The following is a 19,583-nucleotide window of genomic DNA, read 5'->3' as shown; positions in this document are numbered from 1 at the left end:
ATACTTACGCTAGTGGGATTAACTGTTTACTTTCTATTTAACAGAGGATCGTCATGGATAATATCTATACCGTAGGGGACTATCTCTTAGACCGCTTATCATTTAGCGGGATCTCGGAGCTGTTTGGCGTGCCGGGCGATTACAACCTGAAATTCCTCGACAGCGTCATCAGCCATCAGCAAATTACCTGGATCGGTTGTACCAACGAACTCAATGCCGCCTATGGTGCTGATGGGTACGCGCGCACCAAAGGTATCGCTGCGCTGCTGACCACCTTTGGCGTCGGTGAACTCAGTGCGCTGAACGGTATTGCGGGCAGTTATGCCGAATATGTGCCGGTTATCCATATCGTCGGCGCTCCGCCCCTCTCAGCGCAGCGCAAAGGCGAATTACTCCATCACACCCTGGGCGATGGCGATTTCAGCCATTTCATGCGCATGTCGCAGCCGGTGAGTGTGGCGCAGGCGTCACTGACGCCGGAAAATGCGCTGGCCGAAATTGACCGCGTCATTGAAGACGTCATCTATTTCTCGCGCCCCGGCTACCTCTTACTGCCGAGTGACGTGGCCGCCTTGCCCGTCAGTACCCGCGCCCATGCGATTCCTGCGCGGCAACCGGCGTTTTCCGCCTCGTCTCTTGAAGCCTTTGTGGCGGCGGCGGATGCCAAACTGCGCAGCGCCGGACGCGTTTCCCTGCTGGCCGATTTTCTGGCGGATCGCTTTGGCGTGAAGGCCGCGCTCGAGCAATGGATGGAGGAAGTGCCGCTGGCGCACTCCACGCTGCTGATGGGCAAAGGATTGTTCAACGAGCAGCAGCCGAATTTTGCCGGGACGTATTCCGGTGCCGCCAGCGCCGCCTCGACCAAAGAGGCCATTGAGGGCGCTGACGTGGTGATTAGCATCGGCGTGAAATTTACCGACACCATCACCGCCGGTTTTACCCAGCAACTTCCTGCCGAAAAATGTATCGATCTCCAGCCATTTTCCGCCCGCGTCGGCAATCAGATATTCCATCAGCTTCCGCTGGAAAAAACCGTCAGCGTGTTGCATCGCCTGACGGCGGAACGGGCCGATCAATGGCCGCCTTACGCGGTTAAACGCACCACACTCCCGCAGCCTGCGGATGACAGCCTGGATCAATATGCCTTCTGGCAACAAATTCAGGCCTTTCTGCAACCCGGCGACGTGCTGGTGGCGGAACAGGGCACCGCCTGTTTTGGTGCCGCGGCGCTGAACTTGCCGCAGGATTGCCAGTTCGTGGTCCAGCCTTTGTGGGGCTCAATCGGCTTTACGCTGCCCGCCGCATTTGGCGTGCAGATCGCCGCACCTGATCGCCGCGTGGTCTTGCTGATCGGCGACGGATCTGCGCAACTGACCCTTCAGGGCCTGGGCGCGGCGATCCGCTATGGTTTGCCGCCGGTGATTTTCGTCATTAATAATCAGGGTTACACCGTGGAAAGGGCGATCCACGGTGAGACTCAGCGCTATAACGATATTGCGCAATGGAACTGGACGCAGTTCCCGGCGGCGTTTGGCGGCAAAGAAGTGTTCAGCGCGCGGGCGGATTCGCCGCAGGCGTTGAAAGAGGCGATAGAACAGGCCGGTGCCAAACGGCGGATGGCCTGGATTGAAGTGATTTTGCCTAAAATGGATATCCCCGCGTTACTGGATTCTGTCACCCGATCTCTGGCGAAACGCAATTCAGGGGAGTAATTCTGCGTCCGGCGGTGGCGGGTCAATCAGCTGGTCGATGAACCAGCTTCCCGCCGGGCCGGGCTGATTATTTTTACTCCACACCGCATCCACCGAAATTCTCTTCGGCCAGCCCCGCAGCGGCAGGCTGACCAGCTTGTCATGCCCGAACTGCTTCACCAGCCAGTGGGGAAGTGTGGCCCAGCCAAACCCTTGCTCTGCCATTTCCAGCAGCATCAGGTAGCTCGGCGCAGACCAGATCTGCCCCTGCGCCCGTGGCATTTCACGGCGGCTGTAGGGTTGCAGACACAGCTGGCGGAAGGTGTGTAACTGTTCGGGTTGCAGAGAGGAAATACTCGCCAGCGGGTGTGCTTTACTGCAAAAAATCGACATATCCGTTTGCTCCGGAAGACGCGCCACACCAATATCCGGCGGATAGTGATCCTGCACTTCCACCATGCCGATATGCGCCCGGCCGGACTGCAACAGATCGATCACGTCCTGATCTTCCGCTATCTGACACTCAAATTCGATATCGGGATAGCGGCGCTCAAACCGGCGCAGCAACGCTTCGTGGTGTGTCGGCTGATAAGTATCGGAAAGCACAAACGTCAGCCGCGTTTCCACCTGAGTGGATAACCGGACGGCCAGTTCATCGAGACGCTCACTGGCCGCCAGAATGGCCTGAACATGGCTCAGCACGCGCTGCCCGGCAGGCGTCAGCACCGGATGTCGGCTCTGGCGATCAAACAGCGTGACGCCCAAATCCACTTCCAGATTGGCAATGGCGGTGCTGACGGTGGACTGACTTTTACGCAGTTTACGGGCGGCAGCGGAAAAAGATCCCGCGTCGGCGGCCTCCACAAAGGCCATCAGGGCTTCGGGTGAATAACGCATAATCAGGCTCCGTGAGTCTCTTTGAACGGCGATCTATCGATTTTATCAATACTTTCTATCTTTTACCTATCTCATTTTATAATGATAATGCCTGCCTGGTGACAACCGTCACCCCTTTTTAATTTCAGGAATCAGGCAGGTTTTTATGTCTAAGCAAACACGGAATATCTCTCAGAAAACGTTCGGCGAGCGCATTTTTCATGCGGTTGGCTTTGAAACGCTGGCGGTGCTGATTTCAGCCCCTGCGGCGGCGTGGCTACTCAATAAACCGGTCTGGGAAATGGGCGCACTGGCCATTATGCTGTCTACCACGGCGATGGTATGGAACATCGTTTATAACAGCATTTTTGACCGGTTCTGGCCTGTATCCCGTGTGGTGCGGACATTTAAAATCCGCGTGGCGCATGCGCTGGGCTTTGAAGGCGGATTTATCATGATTGGTCTGCCGATTGCCGCATTGTGGCTGGGTATCGGACTGCTGGATGCCTTCATGCTGGAAATCGGGTTCTTCCTGTTCTTCCTGCCGTATACCGTCGCCTACAACTGGATCTACGACACCCTGCGTCAGCGCTGGATGAACCGCCGACTGGCGGCCGAGCGTTGCGCGGCTAAACACTGATTTCACCTCGCTGAATGCCCGAAAAAGCCCGCAGACATTTTCTTTGTCTGCGGGCTTTTTGTCAGTTATGGTTTTGCTCAACACGTAACCTCAGGGGCGAAAATGAAGACGTTAGGGCTGATTGGTGGCATGAGCTGGGAATCCACGGTGCCGTATTACCGCATGATCAACGAACACGTAAAACAGCAGCTCGGCGGATTACATTCGGCCAAACTGTTTCTTTACAGCGTCGATTTCTATGAGATCGAAAAACTGCAAATGGCCGGCGACTGGCAGCAGGCGGGTGAAATCCTCGGCAATGCCGCCCGTTCTCTCGCGCGCGCAGGGGCGGAAGTGATTGTGGTCTGTACCAACACCATGCACAAAGTGGCCGGTGATATCGAACGCATCGGCGGTTTGCCGCTTCTGCATATCGCGGACGCCACGGCAGAAAAAATTAAAGGGCAGGGGCTGCGTAAAATCGGGCTGCTCGGCACACGTTTCACCATGGAGCAGGATTTCTATCGCGGGCGTTTGCAGGAAAAACATCAGATTGACGTGGTGACGCCGGATGACGCTGACCGCGCGATCGTTCATCGCATCATTTATGACGAGCTGTGTCTGGGCATCATCAAGGAAGATTCCCGCGAGGAATATCGCCGGATTATTGGCAAATTAGAACAGCAGGGCGTTGAAGGCATTATTTTGGGCTGCACGGAAATCACCCTGCTGGTGGGCGCGGAAGACGCGCGCGTCGCGGTCTTCGACACCACCGCCATTCATGCGCTGGCGGCGGCGGAGTTTGCCTTAACGCAGGATTAATCTTTTTCCGGATCCTGACGCCCCAGCCGCTGTTTAGCCACCTGCATCAGCGGTTTTCCTGCCAGCATCAGCCAGGCTGGCAGCATCACAATGCACAACAGCGGCAGCAATTTTAGCCCCGGCACCACGGCGGCGGCCATAAACAAACTGAGCCAGCCGTCGCGCGTGACCACCAGAACCATTCCCATCACGGCGCAGGATACGGTCACCGCCGCCGGTACGTCAGGCGCATACTGGTGCAGCATCAGCCCCAGCGAAACGCCGACGAACACCGCCGGGAAGATCCGCCCGCCGCGAAAACCGCAGGCCGCGGCCACCACGAGCGCCGCGAGTTTGGTCAGGGTGATCGCCAGTAGCGGCCCCATCTCAAAAAGCTGGTTCGAGTGGGCCAGCTCCTTCATTTCATCCAGCCCTTTGAACAGCGTGATTTCCCCGCCGATAAGCGCCAGCAATCCCAGAACAAACCCGCCAACCCCAAGCCGGATAATCGGATCATGAATGCTGTAAAACATCCGGTGCAGATGCGGGAACAGCCACACGGCAATCATCCCCAGCGCAATGGCAATCAGCACCACCACTGAACCGCTAAAAATATCGATCAGACGGGAGCTGTCATACGACGGAATGCTGAGTGAAAAATCAGGCTGGAAGAACTGATCGGTCGTCAGCGCGCCCGCACCGGCGGCGAGCAAAGGTGCGAACAGGCGATCCCACAAAGGCACATCTTTATTGGTGCCGAGGGTTTGCGAAAAAATCAGCGCCGCCGCCACCGGCGTGCCGAACAGCGCGCCGATAGTGCCAGCGGCAGCCAGAATAACCCAGTCGGTGGTCGGCACTTTCGGCAACAGACGCGAACCCAGCGCGACGACCAGCGCGATATTGATCACCGTGATCGGATGTTCCGGCCCGAGGCTGACGCCACCCGCCAGCCCGACCATCAGCGCCAGTGCCAGTCCCGGCAGCGCATTGACCGCCACCGGGGCGCCGATCAGCGATTCCGTCGCCGGATCCGGCCCGGCGTGGCCAGGCATATACTTGATCAACGCACCGACACCAATCCCGGTCAGCGTTAGCATGAACAGTGTCCAGGTGGCTGACTGGGTATTGACGTGCAGAACGTCAGGAATGTACTGCCACAGCAGATTTTGCAGCGCGCCTGACATCATCATGACCAAAACCAGGATCAGGCTGGACATGACACCAATAACGATTGCGGGCAGGGCAAAAGCCAGCATGATTCTGGCGCGAGGATGAAACATGCAATGATTTCCTTATTATATAATTTTGATTGCCCTGATAGCTTAGATGAATATCAGCAAGGTCAGTTTGCGGGTGGCCGACATTATTTTGTGTGACATGCCGCATAAATGTGCGTTGGTACAAAACTGCATTGCAGCGTATAGCAATTACCGCTATTTTGCCCACACGAATCTGTCAGCTCTGCCCCATTGCAGGCATTCGCCAGTCGCTTTTATTGATGACCACCCCTTACATCAGGGTGTCTGGCAGCGTACTCATGAGCACAGCATTTCTGGCGTGGATGCGCAGTATAACGAATTTACTTTTGCGGAGAATAACATGACTAAATACTCCCTGGTGGGCGATGTCGGGGGCACCAACTGTCGTCTGGCGCTGTGCGCCTTAGACAGCGGCGAGATTTCACAATCTCAGACCTTTTCCGGGCTGGATTACGACAGCCTCGAAGCCGCGGTACGTGAGTATCTCGCGCAGCAGCATCAGGAGGTTGAAGATGCCTGTATTGCGATCGCCTGCCCGATCACCGGCGACTGGGTGGCGATGACTAACCACACCTGGGCGTTCTCCATTGCCGAAATGAAACAAAGTCTCGGCCTGCAACATCTGGAAGTGATCAACGATTTCACCGCCGTTTCCATGGCGATCCCGATGCTCAAAGAGGCTGATCTGTTGCAGTTCGGCGGTAAGAAAGCGCTGGATGGCAAACCGGCAGTGATTTACGGTGCGGGCACCGGCCTGGGTGTGGCTCATCTGATCCATGCCAACAAACAGTGGCTGAGCCTGCCGGGCGAAGGCGGACATGTGGATTTCGCACCTAACAGCGAAGAAGAAGACATCATTCTTGAGCAGTTGCGTACTGAAATGGGTCACGTGTCTGCCGAACGCATTCTCTCGGGGCCGGGGCTGGTCAATCTGTACCGCGCGATCGTGAAATCTGATAACCGCGTGCCGGAGAGCTTCAAACCGAAAGACGTCACCGAGCTGGCGTTATCGGATGAAAACGTAGACTGCCGCCGCGCGCTGTCGCTGTTTTGCGTGATCATGGGGCGGTTCGGCGGGAATCTGGCGCTGAACATGGGCACATTTGGCGGGGTCTATATTGCCGGTGGCATCGTTCCGCGCTTCCTGGAATTCTTCAAAGCGTCAGGTTTTCGTGCCGCGTTTGAAGATAAAGGCCGCTTTAAAGATTACCTGATGGATATCCCGGTATTCCTGATCACACACGATCAGCCAGGATTGCTTGGCGCAGGCGCGTATTTGCGTCAGTCGATGGGTATGACGATCTAAAAAAAGCTCCCCCTGCGAAGGGGGAGTCATCAAAACCGCATTAACTGTCTGAATTCTTTCACCTTGCTCCGGCTTACCGGCACTTCAAAATCCAAATCACTCAACCGCAAAATATAGGTGTTGTTAAACCACGGCACGATCTCGCGGATCTTTGACAGGTTCACGCAATACGAACGATGGCAGCGGAAAAAATGCTCTTCCGGCAGGCGGTTGCAGAGTTCGGTGATGTTCATCGGCATGGTGAACTCTTCTTTGCGGGTATACACCTGCGTCACCTTTTCCTGCGCGGCGGCGTAGTAAATATCATTGATGTCGGTCACGATAATCCGCTCATCCTTGATCAGATTAATGCTGTGGCTGACGCGGTTAGCGCTGCCCTGCGCCGGATGGACATCTTCAGGCTTACTGCCGCTCTGCTTATCCCTCGCAAAGTGCGACTCCAGCTTTTGCAGCATGGTGACAATGCGTGACTCATGATACGGCTTGAGAATGTAATCAAAAGCCTCGATTTCAAAGGCTTCAGCGGCGTGTTCTTTATAGGCCGTAATGAACACGATGTAAGGCTTATGCGCGAACTTACTGATGTTTTGCGCCAGTAACACGCCGTCCAGCGAAGGGATGCTGATATCCAGAAAAATAGCATCCACTTCATGGGTTTGCAGATATTTAAGCACGTCCAGTCCGTCATCAAAGGTGGCTTCAATTTTGATGCTGCTGTGCGTATTAATGAGATAACTCAGCTCTTCCTGAGCCAGAACTTCATCTTCGACGATAATAGCTTTCACGGAATTATCCCCCGGTGCGAGCGCCCGAAAAGCGGGCGACAGAAATAAAGCAGAGAAATTCCCTCAACATGGTCAGGCTATAGTGCTCTCGGGGGCTGCCGTGATTTTTGCCGGGGATTGTGTGATCAAAAACGAAATATCCGTGCCGGGTTCGAGGCGGCGGATCACCAGCCCCTGACCATACAGTAAAGAGACGCGATGATGCACATTCAGCAGGCCGATTTTATTGCCGGGCATTTCATTGCGTGCCACACGATCGATGGTTTCCTGATTTATGCCGTGGCCGGTATCTTTCACCGAAACCCACACGCCATTGGCATGGTGCTTCACTGAAATCACCACCACGCCTTTACCGCTGCACTTTTGGATCCCATGCACGATGGCATTTTCCACCAGCGGCTGAATGAGCAGGCTGGGAATTTTTACCGAAATGTCGTCATCAATATCGTAGATCACCGTCAGTTTACTGCCAAAGCGGGCCTGTTCGATGGCGATATAATCCTGCACCTGATGCAACTCTTTGCGCAGATCGATCAGCTCGTCGTTCAGTTCCAGGTTGTAGCGCAAATAACGGGAGAGATTGATCACCAGCTGGCGCGCCACGTCAGGGCGGGCGCGGATCGAAGAGGAAATGGCATTGAGGGCATTAAACAGAAAGTGCGGGTTTATCTTGCTTTGCAATGCCCGCATTTCGGCTTTGTTGGCCATTTCGCGCAGTTGCTCGGTGCGCGACACTTCCATCTGGGTAGACATAATTTGCGACAGGCCGATCGCCATCACTTTCAGCGAATAGGTGATGCGGTGCGGATCGCAATAATAGATTTTCAGTGAGCCGGTAACTTCGCCCTTTTCCCACAGCGGAATAATTATCAGCGAGTGAATTTGCGGCGTGCGGTGCATTTCATCGTTGTTTTTCACCGTAATTTCACCGCTTTCCAGCGTGGCTTTGGTCATCTCACTGAGCGTTTCATGGCCAATATTGTATTCTTCTGCCCCCACGCCGACGTAGGCCAGAATATTTTTGTTATCGGTGATGGCGACCGCATCGGCATCGATATCATCACGGATAATGCTGCAAATACTGGCCAGGGATTCTGCATTAATATTTCGAAAATAGGGGAGCGTTTTATTGGCAATATCCAGTGCCAGCCGCGCCTGCCGGGCGGCAATCACCTCTTTTTCATCCTCGACGCTTTGCACCAGCAAGACAATCAGGCCGATAGAACTGGCCCCGAGGATCAGTGGTGCGGCGATATTCATCACGATATCCAGCCCGAGCGAAAAAGGCCGCGCCATCAGCAGGATCAGCACCATCGTCAGGGTTTCGCACAGCATTCCCGCCAGAATGCCGACTTTCCAGTGCAGCGCTTTTTTGACTTTTTTATTGATATAGCCCGAGAGAAAACCGGCGGTAATACTGGTGATCAGACAGGGAAGGGACGTCGGGCCGTGGATGTCGATCAAAAAGCGGTGAGTGCCGGAGATCACGCCAGTGATAATGCCGACCCACGGGCCGAACAGGATCCCGCCGGACATAATGGCAATGGTTCGCACGTTGATGAGCGACCCTTCCACGTTGATCCCCGAGAGCGTACCGAAAATGGCAAACAATGAGAAAATCGCCGTCACGGCGGTCAGTTCCAGTGCCGTATGGTTTTCATTTTCTTTGTGCAGCAGTTTGCGGAACAGCGGGGTACGCGTGAGGAAGAACAGGCAGATCAGCATCAGTGCCGCGCGGTCAAAGACCGCCAGCAGCATATCGAACATGAGTTGCATGGCAGGTTCTCTGCGCGACATTGTATAATCACGCTAAATTAAATCGTGGTTTATTATATGTAAAACACCCGTAATTGACCACCAGACAGACGGCGTTCAGCCTGTCATGGCACAATAAAAACAGGGATAATTTGCTGACAGCAAAGGAGTTCGGATGATGATTTCGCTTTCGACCGCAAGGCTTCACATGCAACCGCTCCAGGCCGATGACTGGGCTTTTTTCCTGCGGTTGTATCAGGATCCTGACGTCATGCGTTTTATTGGCAACCTTGATACCCCCGCTCAGATCCACAGTCGCTTTGAACAACGGCTCGGTAACTGGGATCGTTACAGCGATTTCTGGTTGTGTCTGCTGATCCGTGAAAAACAGACCGGTGCAGCGGTGGGGCTGACCGGATTCTTCCCTGACTGGCGGCCTTATCAGCAGGCGGAAGTCGGATTTATTCTGGCACCTGAGCATCAGGGCAAAGGCTACGCGGTGGAATCCCTGCGTGAAGTGCTGAATTTTGCTTTCGACCACTGTGATTTTCACCGGCTGCAAGCCAATGTGCTCGAAGGCAACGACGCCTCACGCCGCGTACTGGAGAAATGTGGTTTTCAGATGGAAGGTCTGTTGCGCGACAGTTATCGCATTGGCGATGAATGGAAGAATGACTGGCTGCTGGGGTTGCTGAAGCACGATCCACGCTGAGAACCGGGCAACGCTAAAAAAGAGCGTTCACACTCTCGACAGTTTTTTGAGTCTGCGTTATGTTCGTGGAAGGCCGCAATGCGGCCAGCGTCGCTCGGACGGTCCGGGCGCTTACGTATCCTCGAGGAAATTATGGCTGATTCCAGTTCACCACGTCGTTTTTCACGTATTGATCGTCTTCCCCCTTATGTTTTCAATATCACCGCTGAGCTGAAAATGGCGGCGCGCCATCGCGGCGAAGACATCATTGATTTCAGTATGGGCAACCCCGACGGCCCGACGCCGCCGCACATCGTTGAAAAACTGGTGCAGGTGGCGCAGCGCGAAGACACCCACGGCTATTCGACGTCACGCGGTATTCCACGTCTGCGCCGGGCGATTTCCCGCTGGTACGCCGATCGCTATCAGGTCGAGATTGATCCGGAAAGTGAAGCTATCGTCACTATCGGCTCGAAAGAAGGGCTGGCGCATCTGATGCTGGCGACGCTCGATCACGGTGACACCGTTCTGGTGCCCAACCCAAGTTATCCCATCCACATTTATGGCGCAGTGATCGCCGGTGCGCAGGTGCGTTCCGTGCCGCTGACCGAAGGTGTGGATTTCTTCGCTGAGCTGGAAAAAGCCATTCGCGAAACCATTCCGCGTCCGAAAATGATGATCCTCGGCTTCCCGTCCAATCCGACGGCGCAGTGCGTGGAACTGGATTTCTTCGAGCGCGTGGTGGCCCTGGCAAAACAATATGACGTGCTGGTGATCCACGATCTGGCGTATGCCGATATCGTGTATGACGGCTGGAAAGCGCCGTCAATCATGCAGGTGCCGGGCGCAAAAGACATCGCAGTGGAATTCTTCACGCTGTCAAAAAGCTACAACATGGCGGGCTGGCGCATCGGCTTTATGGTCGGTAACCCGGAGCTGGTCAGCGCGTTAGCACGCATCAAAAGCTATCACGATTACGGCACTTTCACGCCGTTGCAGGTCGCAGCCATCGCGGCACTCGAAGGCGATCAGCAATGTGTGAAAGACATCGCCGAGCAATACCGCCAGCGCCGTAATGTCCTGGTGCGCGGCCTGCATGAAGCGGGCTGGATGGTGGAAAATCCGAAGGCTTCCATGTACGTCTGGGCGAAAATTCCTCCGGCTTACGCACATTTAGGCTCGCTGGAGTTCGCCAAACGTCTGCTGGCCGATGCTAAAGTCTGCGTCTCTCCGGGGATTGGTTTTGGCGATTACGGTGATACGCACGTGCGTTTCGCGCTGATCGAAAATCAGGATCGTATTCGTCAGGCGGTTCGTGGGATCAAAGCGATGTTCCGCGCCGACGGTTTGCTGCCGCCGAAGAAAACCGCGGGTGATCCGCCCGTGGAGCAGGATCCGACCGTCACGCCGTAACAGGTTGCGTTGATATGATGTTAAACCGGCAGGCGCTGTGGCCTGCCGGTGAAGGACAAAGACGCGGGTTATTCACGACGCGTCATTCAGGATGTGTCACTTACTGCTCACTATCATTGTTGTAATGAATCACCCGCCGTTTGCCCTTAATCTGCACGTCTGACTCTCTGCGCGCTACCGGTTTGACCTCCCCGTTACGCAAAGCCTGAATGATCTCTTCTCTGTTTTTTTCATCATACAGATACAGTTCACCGGCTTCGGTCCATTTCCCCGCCTTTCTGGCGTACACCCGGCAATTAACCGATTTCGGATCCAGGGTATTACACAGGAAAACTTCTTTCTGTTTGTCGTTGTTCAGTTCAAGGGTGTTGACGATGCACACGCCTTGCAGGCTGAGGCAATCGCGCAGCGTACTGCGGTATTTTTCCAGCTCAGGCAGGCTGTTCCACCAGGCATCTTCAGGCTGAACCGATCCCTTCGCCAGCTGGATCATCTTCTTCGCATTTTCTGCACGGTAATCTTTAGCGGCCTGCGCGGCATCTTCCACGTCATAAGAACCCCAGCGCGACGTCTGTGAAAGGGTATTTTTCAACAGCACCAGCAGATGAGGATCGGCCACGAACGCCGGATTTTGCTGCAACGCCTTCAGCGCGTCGTTGCCCCGGCGGCCGGTATCGAAACGCAGCATATGCAAATCGAGATCTTTCGCCTGCGTTTTACCCTGGTCTAAACGGGCAATCTGATTGTTCACGCTGATACGGTACGGGTCGAGCAGCGGGCTGTTAACAGCGATCACCAGCAAAACCACCAGCAGCGAGAGCGGTTTGTTTAACTGGGTGATGCGCGGCAGCCAGTCCGGACGTTTGTCGATCACCGAAAGGCTGTAGCACAACGAGGCCACCAGCGTCACCCCGATGGTCAGCACCGCCCAGAGACGCTGAGGCGTCCAGCCGTACTGCGCAATACGTAAACCGGTCGCGTACATCGCCAGCGCGGCATACACCGGCAGCAGCAGAATGGCCGCATTGACCAGCAGACGGATGAATCGCGGATACGGCTTCGAGGCGTTATCCGCTTCGCGCACCACGTTCACCAGCACCAGCACACTCATCGCCATGATGGTCAGCAGGCTGGCCGCAGACCAGGCATCGGACAGCGCCTTCAGCCCGGTGAACGGCAGGGCGCACAGGAACAACAGCGCCACGAACGCCACCAGCGGCAGTAAGCCTTTCAGAATAAAACGAATAATGTTTTTGGTGGTGTTCATCAGCGACGGGTGGGTGCGGCAGGTGACGATACTGATGCCCAGCAGCAGCCCGTAAACCAGCCACATAAACAGCGGCGTATCGAAGAACAGCGTGTGGAAATACTCAATGCCAATCAGCCTGAACAGTGCCGCACACAGCGCCATCACGCCCAGGGTCAGCAGCATCAGCAGCACGGTGAGCATCAGGCACAGCGTATTTTGCGAATAGCATGCCGCCAGATTTGCGTAGCGGTAACGGGTGTCCGGCGGGAAAGACTGCACCTGCAACCACGGCAGCACAAAGTAAACCAGCAGAACCAAAGACTGACAGAAAGGAAACAGCACCGCCTCTGACGGCGCGCCGGTCATGTTGCTTTTCAGCCACGCCGCCATCCCCGCCAGCAGCAACGTCAGCACGGCTATGCCGCCCCAGAAACGGCGGGAATTCAGGTGCACGACCGATAACGAAATCAGGACCGGTAATGTAAATGCCATAGTCTGGCCGTAAATATTATGGCTCAGGGATTCGAGCGCGGGAGACGCTGGGTGCGAGAGGAAGAAATACAGCAGCAGTCCCTGCAACACGCATATGGCGATGATGACCGCCCGGGCGGAAGTCGGAACAGGCGGCATAACGCTGCCTGCGCGAGTGAACTGAGACATCCGTGACTCTCCAAAATGTAAGGGGAAATGAACGTAAACAATCCTGCAAGTGTAATGGGTTACGCCGCAGAGTGCAGAAATCTCTTTGAACTGGCGGCGTTTGGCTTTTGTGAGCCCGGCCACATAACTGGCAAATTCAGCGACAGTCACTAGGCTTGAGGGTGAGGGAGTGATTTCGAGGTGGAAAATGACAGAACAACCATTGAAAGAAAAGCGCATTGACGTTGTGAAGACTTTTTACGCCAAACTGGATCAGGCCGATGCTTCCTTATTAGATCTTTTTACGGAAGACGTCGAACTGTTCTTTCCTAAGTTTGGCACCGCGCAGGGCAAATCCTCACTGGGAGAACTGGGAAAACGTTTTGCGCTGGAGATCGACAAAATCCAGCATATTCAGGACGCATTTCACTTTCTGTGTGACGGCGACACTCTGGTGCTGGAAGGGCAGATGCGCGGCGTGATGCAAAACGGTGACCGCTGGCCAACGTCTCAGGCGGGGCGTCATCATTTTTGTACGGTGTTTGAATTTGACGCGTTGCTGATCAAACGGCTGAGCATTTATCTTGATCCCGATTTTAATCTTGAAGATAAAAAGCGCGTTAATAATTACCAGCAAGCCGTGAAAACTCAGGAGAACAAAACCTGAGGTTGGTCCTAAAAAAAGAAGGGAAGCGGCCTCAACCCGCCACTTCCCTTCGCCAACTGCCTCTCATCAGGATTCGGCAGGGACAATAGTGTTTTTGTAGCGTTGAAGTATCGGTGAATTGATATCCGACGGATTCTGCAACTGCCACAGATTGCGGTCGATACCGTCATTGACCAGATAAATTACCCCGGATTCAATGGCCGACATCAGGCACAGCATGACGGGCTCGTTGGTGGTATAGCCCAGTTCGCCTTCCAGCAGACGCTGATAGTCGATAAAGCGGAACACCCCGGCCTGCACTTCGTACGACAATATCGTCTTACTGGTATTCACTGACGACAGAACTTCCCCGGTATTGACGTCGACAGCACGCAGGTTCACGGCTATCTGGTCCAACTGGTACTGCGTGCTGGCGCCGATACCGAAGTAACGCGCACCAATCCCGCCTGATTTCACATTGCTTTCATAGCCGATAATCGAGCCTTCAATCAGGACATTCGCCGCCACCAGCGAGGAGAGCGGCCGCTGGTTGTTGATGGCGACGCTGCCATTTTCCTGCGCGGCGCGAATAATTTTGCGTTCGTTGAGCAGGTTTTGCAGCCCCTGACGTTCCAGCGGTATAAACCATTTCGAATCTTTCAGTGCGGACACCAGCATCGCCGTGGCGCTCTGCGGCACCGCCGTCGAGAAGTTACTGGCCGGATACGGCTTGAACTGACCGGTTTCATCCTGAATGTTGTACACCGACACAAATATCCGTCCCTGCGGAGGCGGCAGATGGGTCAGGTCGGTGTAGCTCGGCGCACGCGGTAATAATGTCGGTCTGGCGGCTTCTTTAGGTGCTGCTGTCAGGCACCCGCTCAACACAAAAACTGCGATGAGTAATAAATAATTGCGCATGATCTCATTCCCGTTTTTTCCCTTCTTATTTCGATTTCGTATCGAATTTTTTGGGGATTTTGTTCGTCGGAATCAGTTAGTCGTTGCTGACAAACCCTGAACCTGAATGGTGGACACTTTGCCGGTCTGACGGTCGGTGACATTCATCACCAGCTGCCCGTCGGTATTCTGGATATCCACAATAAAGTCCTGCGTCACCAGCCTGCCGGGTTTACCCTGATTGATGTTGCCCATCAGCGTGCCCAGCAGTTGCGACTGAATCGAGGCAGTGAAGTTATCCAGCGCCGACGTGCCGGACGTTCCAAAGTCATAGCTGTCCGGATCTTTGTACGAGTTTTGCGCCTGCGCCTCATTGAGCAGAAACGAGCCATTGTTCGGGTTGCCGCCGAAGTTCGGGTTAACAAACTGAAAGACCATACTGCCGCCCCAGGAAAGCGGGGATGCCGTCAGTAACGCCAGCAGCATCACCGAGCGGGGGACTGAGACTGGAATATTCACGATGCTCTCCTTAAAAGAGGCTGTGCATTAAAATTCATCATGGGCAAGATCCCCGGTGCCAAGTAACGCCTTGTCTAACTGGCGACGTGATAGCGCCTCGGTGACGCCATCTATGGCGGTGTCGACGTCCTTATTAAAATTGCGACGATTTGGGAACAACAGCGTCTGGTAGAGCGTGTCCTGGCCTATTTTGACGCTGATCCAGCTGCCCCAGCGTGCGCTGGGCCTTTCTGAAATGGTGATGGTTTCCGGGTAATTGCGGTCCCACTTATCGGTAAAACCGCGATAAAAATCATGGCCGACCGAGGTCACCGTGTGATCGATGACCAGGCCGGGATCTTTAATTTCCGCTGCATGAACATGCAGGCAGGCGCCGCAAAGCAATGCCAGCCACAGCCACAAGGTCTTGCTGTAAAGTCTCATGATGTCAGCGCTTGAGATTATCGTTGGCCCAGGACGCCGCCTGAGTGCGGTTTTTTACCGAGATTTTTCTAAATAAATTATAAAGATGCGTCTTGACGGTGTTTTCGCTGATAAACAACAGCCGCGCAATTTCCGTGTTCGACGCCCCCACACGTAATTTATTGAGGATCTCTTTCTCGCGATGGGTCAGTCCGGTGTCTTGCGAGTGAAGATGGCGAAAGGATCCCGACTGATTGATCAGGTAGCTGGCAAAGCCCTGCGAGAAATAGCATTCGCCACGGATCACGCTTTTGATCCCTTCCACCAGATTGCTTTCATCGGCTGAGAGATAAAACACGGCGCTTATCCGCGGCCAGGTTTCTATTTCACGAAAATGGTATTCGTCAGGCGTATTGAGTAACAACAGTTTCACGCTGTCGTGATAATGGTGTAATGCCGATTGCCACTGCTCAATGGTGCGGCGATCTGCCTCCATCATGTCGAAGAGAATTAATGTCTGATGAAGATATTGATCCTCTAAGGACTTTTGAATGTTATGGAGTCGGGTACTGACACAAAGTTGCTGTTTTAATTGCTGCAATAAAGCACTGGCCTGTAATGACGGTTTCGTCACTAATAAAAGAATATTATTATTGATCGCCGCTTCATTAAGCATAATCAAACCCTGCCTTGATTATTATAGCCACGGCCTTCTGTTGCCTGATTAAAGAAAGGCAATAATGAGGCTGTTAACTTATTTTGCTAAATCTATAGCTGTATGTTTGCTGTGTATATCTAAAAAGAGAAAATAAACACAACCTGGTGCACATAATATTTTCAGGTCGTTTCATGTGCGGTACTGACTCAATTTAGCGTTTGGCCTCTCTTACGCAAGGCCTATTTGTGTTTCAAAATGTAACGTAAAATGTATAAAGTTTTCCTAATGTATTGCCATGCGCAATGTAAATCCTGTTCAATAAAATTAAAGTAACGGGGTTTACATAATCTTAACGTTTGCCGTTGTTAACCCAGCGATTTTAATCATTCCCTCTCCGAAAATATTCTCCAAATTCTGCAATACACTTCATCATTCTGCTTTAATAACTCAAATACCACCCGCTCTAATAATCGATTTAACTTAGGTGGCAGGGGGCAGAACCCTATGGAAAGGTATAGGAAGTGGCTGGAATGGCGGTGTGGCGGCGTTTTTCGCCTAATTATAAGCAACGGAAATGTGCGGCAGATCGCTTTATTGCTGGAGGGAACGTTCCCGAGCCATTAAGAATAGTTGCATTTGTGTGATTAATGAAATGACTCTTTCCCGTTACTTTAGGATTAATGCCATGCACCAGATTAGCCGTATTGACCTTTAACCAGAATGTACTGGTCAATCCGCATGAGAAGGGGCAACTCATACTTTTTGATGAAGCCGGAAATTAAAATACGACGTGCGGGTGAGTTCCTTATTTTTCTTAAACTCCATAATCAATTCGTCAACAGCAATAAAACCGGTCAGCAAGAAATTGTTCTCCGGATTTAATACAGGGTGACGAAATGAAAAAGACTTTACTGACCCTGGCATTACTTTCAGCATCCTGGGTCGTTAACGCACAACAATATGATATGGCTTTTCCGGAGATAAGTGCCGGCAGCGCTGAAATCTATTATGCAGGTGCGGGAAATTCATCAGGGAATACATCGGCGATTTATCAGAATGGCAGTAGCAATATGGCCTACAGCAATCAAACAGGTAACGGCAGCACGAGCGTTATCCGGCAGTCTGGCTCAGAAAATACTGCGCTGATAAAACAAAGAGGTAATGGAAATAATGCGGATATTTCTCAAAGCGGCAGCGATAACTTTGCCTATATATCGCAAACCGGTGGCGGGAATTCATCCATTACGCAACAGAATTTTGGTAACACAGCTTACATTCTGCAAAAAGGCCGGAGTGTGACTGAGATACGCCAGAATGGAACGAACCAGAGTAGCGGCGTCGTGCAAAACTCGTCAGGAATGGCGATTAGAGTGACACAGCATTAAAAAACATACGTTCTTATGACATCCGATATTAAATCAATGGGGTAGCATCATGAAACTTTGGAAAATTGTGGCAGTCTCCGCTTTAGTCGTTAGTGGCAGTGCATTTGCAACGGGTCAAAATCATGGTGGCGGCGGCGGTGGTGGTGGTCCTTCTACACCTCCATCAACAGTGCCGACATTCACGGCCACCCAGTGGAATTCTGAAATTCAGATTTACCAGCAGGGTACTGCTAACCTGGCGAATGCCACTCAAACCGGTGCGCAGAAATCGCTGACTGCGGTAAATCAGGACGGGTTCAGAAACACCTCTGGCACGAATCAGACTGGCGACGGCAGCCTGATCAGTGTGGCGCAGAAAGGCGAATACAACACGGCTAACGTGTCGCAATCCGCTAACGGCAGTAAAGTGCTTGTTTCTCAAAACGGTTCAGGCAACTACGCGCAGGCTTCACAAGGCGCAAACGGTTCTCTGACCAGCATCACCCAGCTTGGTACAGCTAACCTGGCCTACGCCAGTCAAAACTGATTAACCATTCCTCCCCTGCGAAGGGGAGGAGCAAAGCAGAACAGGGCACTAGCCCTGTTTTTTTTCGACTGAACCCGGAGAATAAAGGCTATGCATTTACTCCTGATCGCCGCCGTCATGTCCAATCAGCTTTGGTTTGATACGCATAATGAGGCGCAGAATTACGTCATCACCCCGATGGTCAGCCTCACCAAAGCCTGCGCCTGCCAGGTAGCGGTGTCCGTTTCGCAACAAGGCAGCGCGGGCAACAGCACCAGCCGCCAGAGCAGCAACGTCAATCTTTCTGCCAATCAGCCACAGCCGCTCGGGCAGATGCGCTTTGCCGTGCAGCCGGGCAGTAAAACGCAAATCATGATCACGGTAACAGACGGCGGTACGCTGCGTCTGGAAAAGCAGATAACGTTGCCGGGTGATGCGTAACCGCAGGATCCGGGGTTTCAGACCGTCAGGGAGTCATAGCCTTTACGGCGATAATTCAGCGCCGAAATGCCCCAGAACAGGATGAAAATCGCTACCGCGGCGTAACCGACGCTGCCCATGTTGTCGTTGAGATGTTCCACTACCCGCCACAATCCGCCGTGCAGATTCAGCTTGTCGGCCATCAGCCCCAGCGCTTCCAGCCCGCCGATAAACAGCGCAATGAAGACGCTCGTGGCGGTAATGGTCATGTTGTAATAGAGCTTGCGAACCGGCTTGTCGAACGCCCAGCCATACGCGCCAACCATCACAAAATTATCCAGTGAATCAATCAGCGCCATGCCGCTGGCGAACAGCGCCGGAAACACCATAATGCTCCACACCGACATCCCGGAAGAGGCACCCGCCGCCGAGATGCCCAGCAGGCCGATCTCCGTGGCGGTGTCGAAACCCAGCCCGAACAGAAATCCCACCAGATACATCTGCCAGCTTTTATTCACCATATTGAAAGCGAAGCTGAACAACCGGCTCATCACGCCGCCCTGAACCTGATGCAGTTCCTCTTTACCGCTGAAGGTCTGACCGCGTTTTACTTTCTGAAAACGGCGGTAAACATCACGCAGGATCAGCGCATTCAGCAGCGCCATCATCAATAAAAACAGAGCAGAAACCAGCGTGCCGAGGGTGCTGCCGTAATCGTGCAGCCAGCCGATTTTATTGCCAAAGACCAGCGAGGTGGCCGCAATCGCCACGCAGGCCAGCACCACAATGCTCGAATGTCCCAGCGAGAAAAAAGCCCCGACGGCCACCGGCCGCTGACCCTGTTGCATCAGCTTGCGGGTGACGTTATCGATGGCCGCGATATGGTCAGCATCCACCGCATGACGCAACCCGTAACCGTACGCCAGCAGCGCTGCTGCAATCAGCGCGGCATTGTGGCGAAACGCCGCCAGCGCCCAGCCCCACGCCAGAAGATTGACGGCAATCAGGCCGATAAAAAGCCAGAAGGCGCGGCGATGCGTATGGAAAAAATCGCGGTTAATCAT

20 protein-coding genes are annotated in these 19,583 nt (G+C 53.6%); 10 read left to right on the top strand and 10 right to left on the bottom strand.

Annotated features, from left to right (window positions below):
* The first annotated feature begins 53 nt into the window (after nucleotides 1–53).
* Entirely contained in the window at nucleotides 54–1,712 is a 1,659-nt protein-coding gene (locus tag ACO0U8_RS12630; RefSeq protein WP_421670902.1) for an alpha-keto acid decarboxylase family protein, read from the top strand.
* Here ACO0U8_RS12630 and ACO0U8_RS12625 read toward each other — a convergent pair.
* Nucleotides 1,701–2,588 (bottom strand): LysR family transcriptional regulator, encoded by an 888-nt coding sequence (locus ACO0U8_RS12625; RefSeq protein ID WP_122097472.1) that lies wholly within the window; start codon nucleotides 2,586–2,588, stop codon nucleotides 1,701–1,703. The genes ACO0U8_RS12630 and ACO0U8_RS12625 overlap by 12 nt on opposite strands.
* A 145-nt stretch (nucleotides 2,589–2,733) precedes the next feature.
* On the opposite strand from ACO0U8_RS12625, the gene ACO0U8_RS12620 reads away from it, so the two are divergent.
* Together ACO0U8_RS12620 and ACO0U8_RS12615 are read left to right on the top strand one after the other, a co-directional pair.
* A complete protein-coding gene (locus ACO0U8_RS12620; protein ID WP_136376826.1) occupies nucleotides 2,734–3,207 on the top strand; it encodes a multidrug/biocide efflux PACE transporter in 474 nt (157 codons plus the stop codon).
* A gap of 102 nt (nucleotides 3,208–3,309) precedes the next feature.
* Nucleotides 3,310–4,008, top strand: a complete 699-nt coding sequence (locus ACO0U8_RS12615) for an aspartate/glutamate racemase family protein (RefSeq protein WP_421670901.1) — start codon at nucleotides 3,310–3,312, stop codon at nucleotides 4,006–4,008.
* On the opposite strand, the gene ACO0U8_RS12610 is transcribed toward ACO0U8_RS12615, so the two are convergent.
* Complete coding sequence (locus tag ACO0U8_RS12610) at nucleotides 4,005–5,267, bottom strand: ion channel protein (protein WP_056774160.1); 1,263 nt, start codon at nucleotides 5,265–5,267, stop codon at nucleotides 4,005–4,007. The two genes, ACO0U8_RS12615 and ACO0U8_RS12610, sit on opposite strands and share 4 nt — an antisense overlap.
* Before the next feature lie 319 nt (nucleotides 5,268–5,586).
* On the opposite strand from ACO0U8_RS12610, the gene glk reads away from it, so the two are divergent.
* Nucleotides 5,587–6,552: a glucokinase gene (glk, locus tag ACO0U8_RS12605; protein ID WP_056774369.1), complete on the top strand. Its 966-nt coding sequence runs from the start codon at nucleotides 5,587–5,589 to the stop codon at nucleotides 6,550–6,552.
* Nucleotides 6,553–6,581: 29 nt separating this feature from the next.
* Here glk and ACO0U8_RS12600 read toward each other — a convergent pair whose 3' ends face one another.
* Both ACO0U8_RS12600 and ACO0U8_RS12595 read right to left on the bottom strand, forming a co-directional pair.
* Nucleotides 6,582–7,337, bottom strand: a complete 756-nt coding sequence (locus ACO0U8_RS12600; RefSeq protein ID WP_056774163.1) for a LytR/AlgR family response regulator transcription factor — start codon at nucleotides 7,335–7,337, stop codon at nucleotides 6,582–6,584.
* 72 nt (nucleotides 7,338–7,409) lie between these two features.
* Nucleotides 7,410–9,113, bottom strand: a complete 1,704-nt coding sequence (locus tag ACO0U8_RS12595; protein ID WP_056774166.1) for a sensor histidine kinase — start codon at nucleotides 9,111–9,113, stop codon at nucleotides 7,410–7,412.
* Nucleotides 9,114–9,270: 157 nt separating this feature from the next.
* On the opposite strand from ACO0U8_RS12595, the gene ACO0U8_RS12590 reads away from it, so the two are divergent.
* Both ACO0U8_RS12590 and alaC read left to right on the top strand, forming a co-directional pair.
* Nucleotides 9,271–9,804, top strand: coding sequence for a GNAT family N-acetyltransferase (locus tag ACO0U8_RS12590; RefSeq protein ID WP_056774372.1), 534 nt, complete (start codon nucleotides 9,271–9,273; stop codon nucleotides 9,802–9,804).
* 132 nt (nucleotides 9,805–9,936) lie between these two features.
* The gene (gene alaC, locus ACO0U8_RS12585) at nucleotides 9,937–11,196 is read left to right on the top strand and encodes an alanine transaminase (protein WP_421670900.1); all 1,260 of its coding nucleotides are present in this window, start codon (nucleotides 9,937–9,939) and stop codon (nucleotides 11,194–11,196) included.
* 100 nt (nucleotides 11,197–11,296) lie between these two features.
* Here alaC and ACO0U8_RS12580 read toward each other — a convergent pair whose 3' ends face one another.
* Entirely contained in the window at nucleotides 11,297–13,105 is a 1,809-nt protein-coding gene (locus ACO0U8_RS12580) for a DUF4153 domain-containing protein (protein ID WP_421670899.1), read from the bottom strand.
* Nucleotides 13,106–13,292: 187 nt separating this feature from the next.
* Here ACO0U8_RS12580 and ACO0U8_RS12575 point away from each other — a divergent pair, with 187 nt between their 5' ends.
* Nucleotides 13,293–13,751: a nuclear transport factor 2 family protein gene (locus tag ACO0U8_RS12575; protein ID WP_421670898.1), complete on the top strand. Its 459-nt coding sequence runs from the start codon at nucleotides 13,293–13,295 to the stop codon at nucleotides 13,749–13,751.
* Between the two features lie 66 nt (nucleotides 13,752–13,817).
* Here ACO0U8_RS12575 and csgG read toward each other — a convergent pair whose 3' ends face one another.
* The 4 genes from csgG to csgD all read right to left on the bottom strand — a co-directional run bounded on the left by csgG (nucleotide 13,818) and on the right by csgD (nucleotide 16,227).
* The gene (gene csgG / locus ACO0U8_RS12570; protein WP_056774181.1) at nucleotides 13,818–14,651 is read right to left on the bottom strand and encodes a curli production assembly/transport protein CsgG; all 834 of its coding nucleotides are present in this window, start codon (nucleotides 14,649–14,651) and stop codon (nucleotides 13,818–13,820) included.
* Nucleotides 14,652–14,723: 72 nt separating this feature from the next.
* The gene (gene csgF / locus ACO0U8_RS12565; RefSeq protein WP_056774376.1) at nucleotides 14,724–15,116 is read right to left on the bottom strand and encodes a curli production assembly/transport protein CsgF; all 393 of its coding nucleotides are present in this window, start codon (nucleotides 15,114–15,116) and stop codon (nucleotides 14,724–14,726) included.
* A gap of 60 nt (nucleotides 15,117–15,176) precedes the next feature.
* Complete coding sequence (gene csgE, locus ACO0U8_RS12560) at nucleotides 15,177–15,572, bottom strand: curli production assembly/transport protein CsgE (RefSeq protein WP_056774379.1); 396 nt, start codon at nucleotides 15,570–15,572, stop codon at nucleotides 15,177–15,179.
* Between the two features lie 4 nt (nucleotides 15,573–15,576).
* On the bottom strand, nucleotides 15,577–16,227 hold the full coding sequence (gene csgD / locus ACO0U8_RS12555) for a biofilm master transcriptional regulator CsgD (protein ID WP_421670897.1): 651 nt from the start codon (nucleotides 16,225–16,227) through the stop codon (nucleotides 15,577–15,579).
* Nucleotides 16,228–17,105: 878 nt separating this feature from the next.
* Here csgD and ACO0U8_RS12550 point away from each other — a divergent pair.
* The 3 genes from ACO0U8_RS12550 to csgC all read left to right on the top strand — a co-directional run bounded on the left by ACO0U8_RS12550 (nucleotide 17,106) and on the right by csgC (nucleotide 18,540).
* Nucleotides 17,106–17,594, top strand: coding sequence for a curlin (locus ACO0U8_RS12550; protein ID WP_122097480.1), 489 nt, complete (start codon nucleotides 17,106–17,108; stop codon nucleotides 17,592–17,594).
* A gap of 49 nt (nucleotides 17,595–17,643) precedes the next feature.
* Nucleotides 17,644–18,120, top strand: a complete 477-nt coding sequence (csgA, locus tag ACO0U8_RS12545) for a curli major subunit CsgA (protein ID WP_056774191.1) — start codon at nucleotides 17,644–17,646, stop codon at nucleotides 18,118–18,120.
* A 90-nt stretch (nucleotides 18,121–18,210) separates the two neighbouring features.
* Nucleotides 18,211–18,540, top strand: coding sequence for a curli assembly chaperone CsgC (gene csgC / locus ACO0U8_RS12540; protein WP_056774196.1), 330 nt, complete (start codon nucleotides 18,211–18,213; stop codon nucleotides 18,538–18,540).
* Between the two features lie 17 nt (nucleotides 18,541–18,557).
* Here csgC and ACO0U8_RS12535 read toward each other — a convergent pair whose 3' ends face one another.
* Nucleotides 18,558–19,583 (bottom strand): HoxN/HupN/NixA family nickel/cobalt transporter, encoded by a 1,026-nt coding sequence (locus ACO0U8_RS12535; protein WP_217204574.1) that lies wholly within the window; start codon nucleotides 19,581–19,583, stop codon nucleotides 18,558–18,560.

Source organism: Rahnella sp. EDr1-12 (assembly GCF_049206505.1).
GTDB classification, from domain to species: Bacteria; Pseudomonadota; Gammaproteobacteria; order Enterobacterales; family Enterobacteriaceae; genus Rahnella; species Rahnella rivi.
The sequence above is the reverse complement of the archived record's forward strand: the minus strand, read 5'-3'. Positions and strand labels throughout refer to the sequence as shown.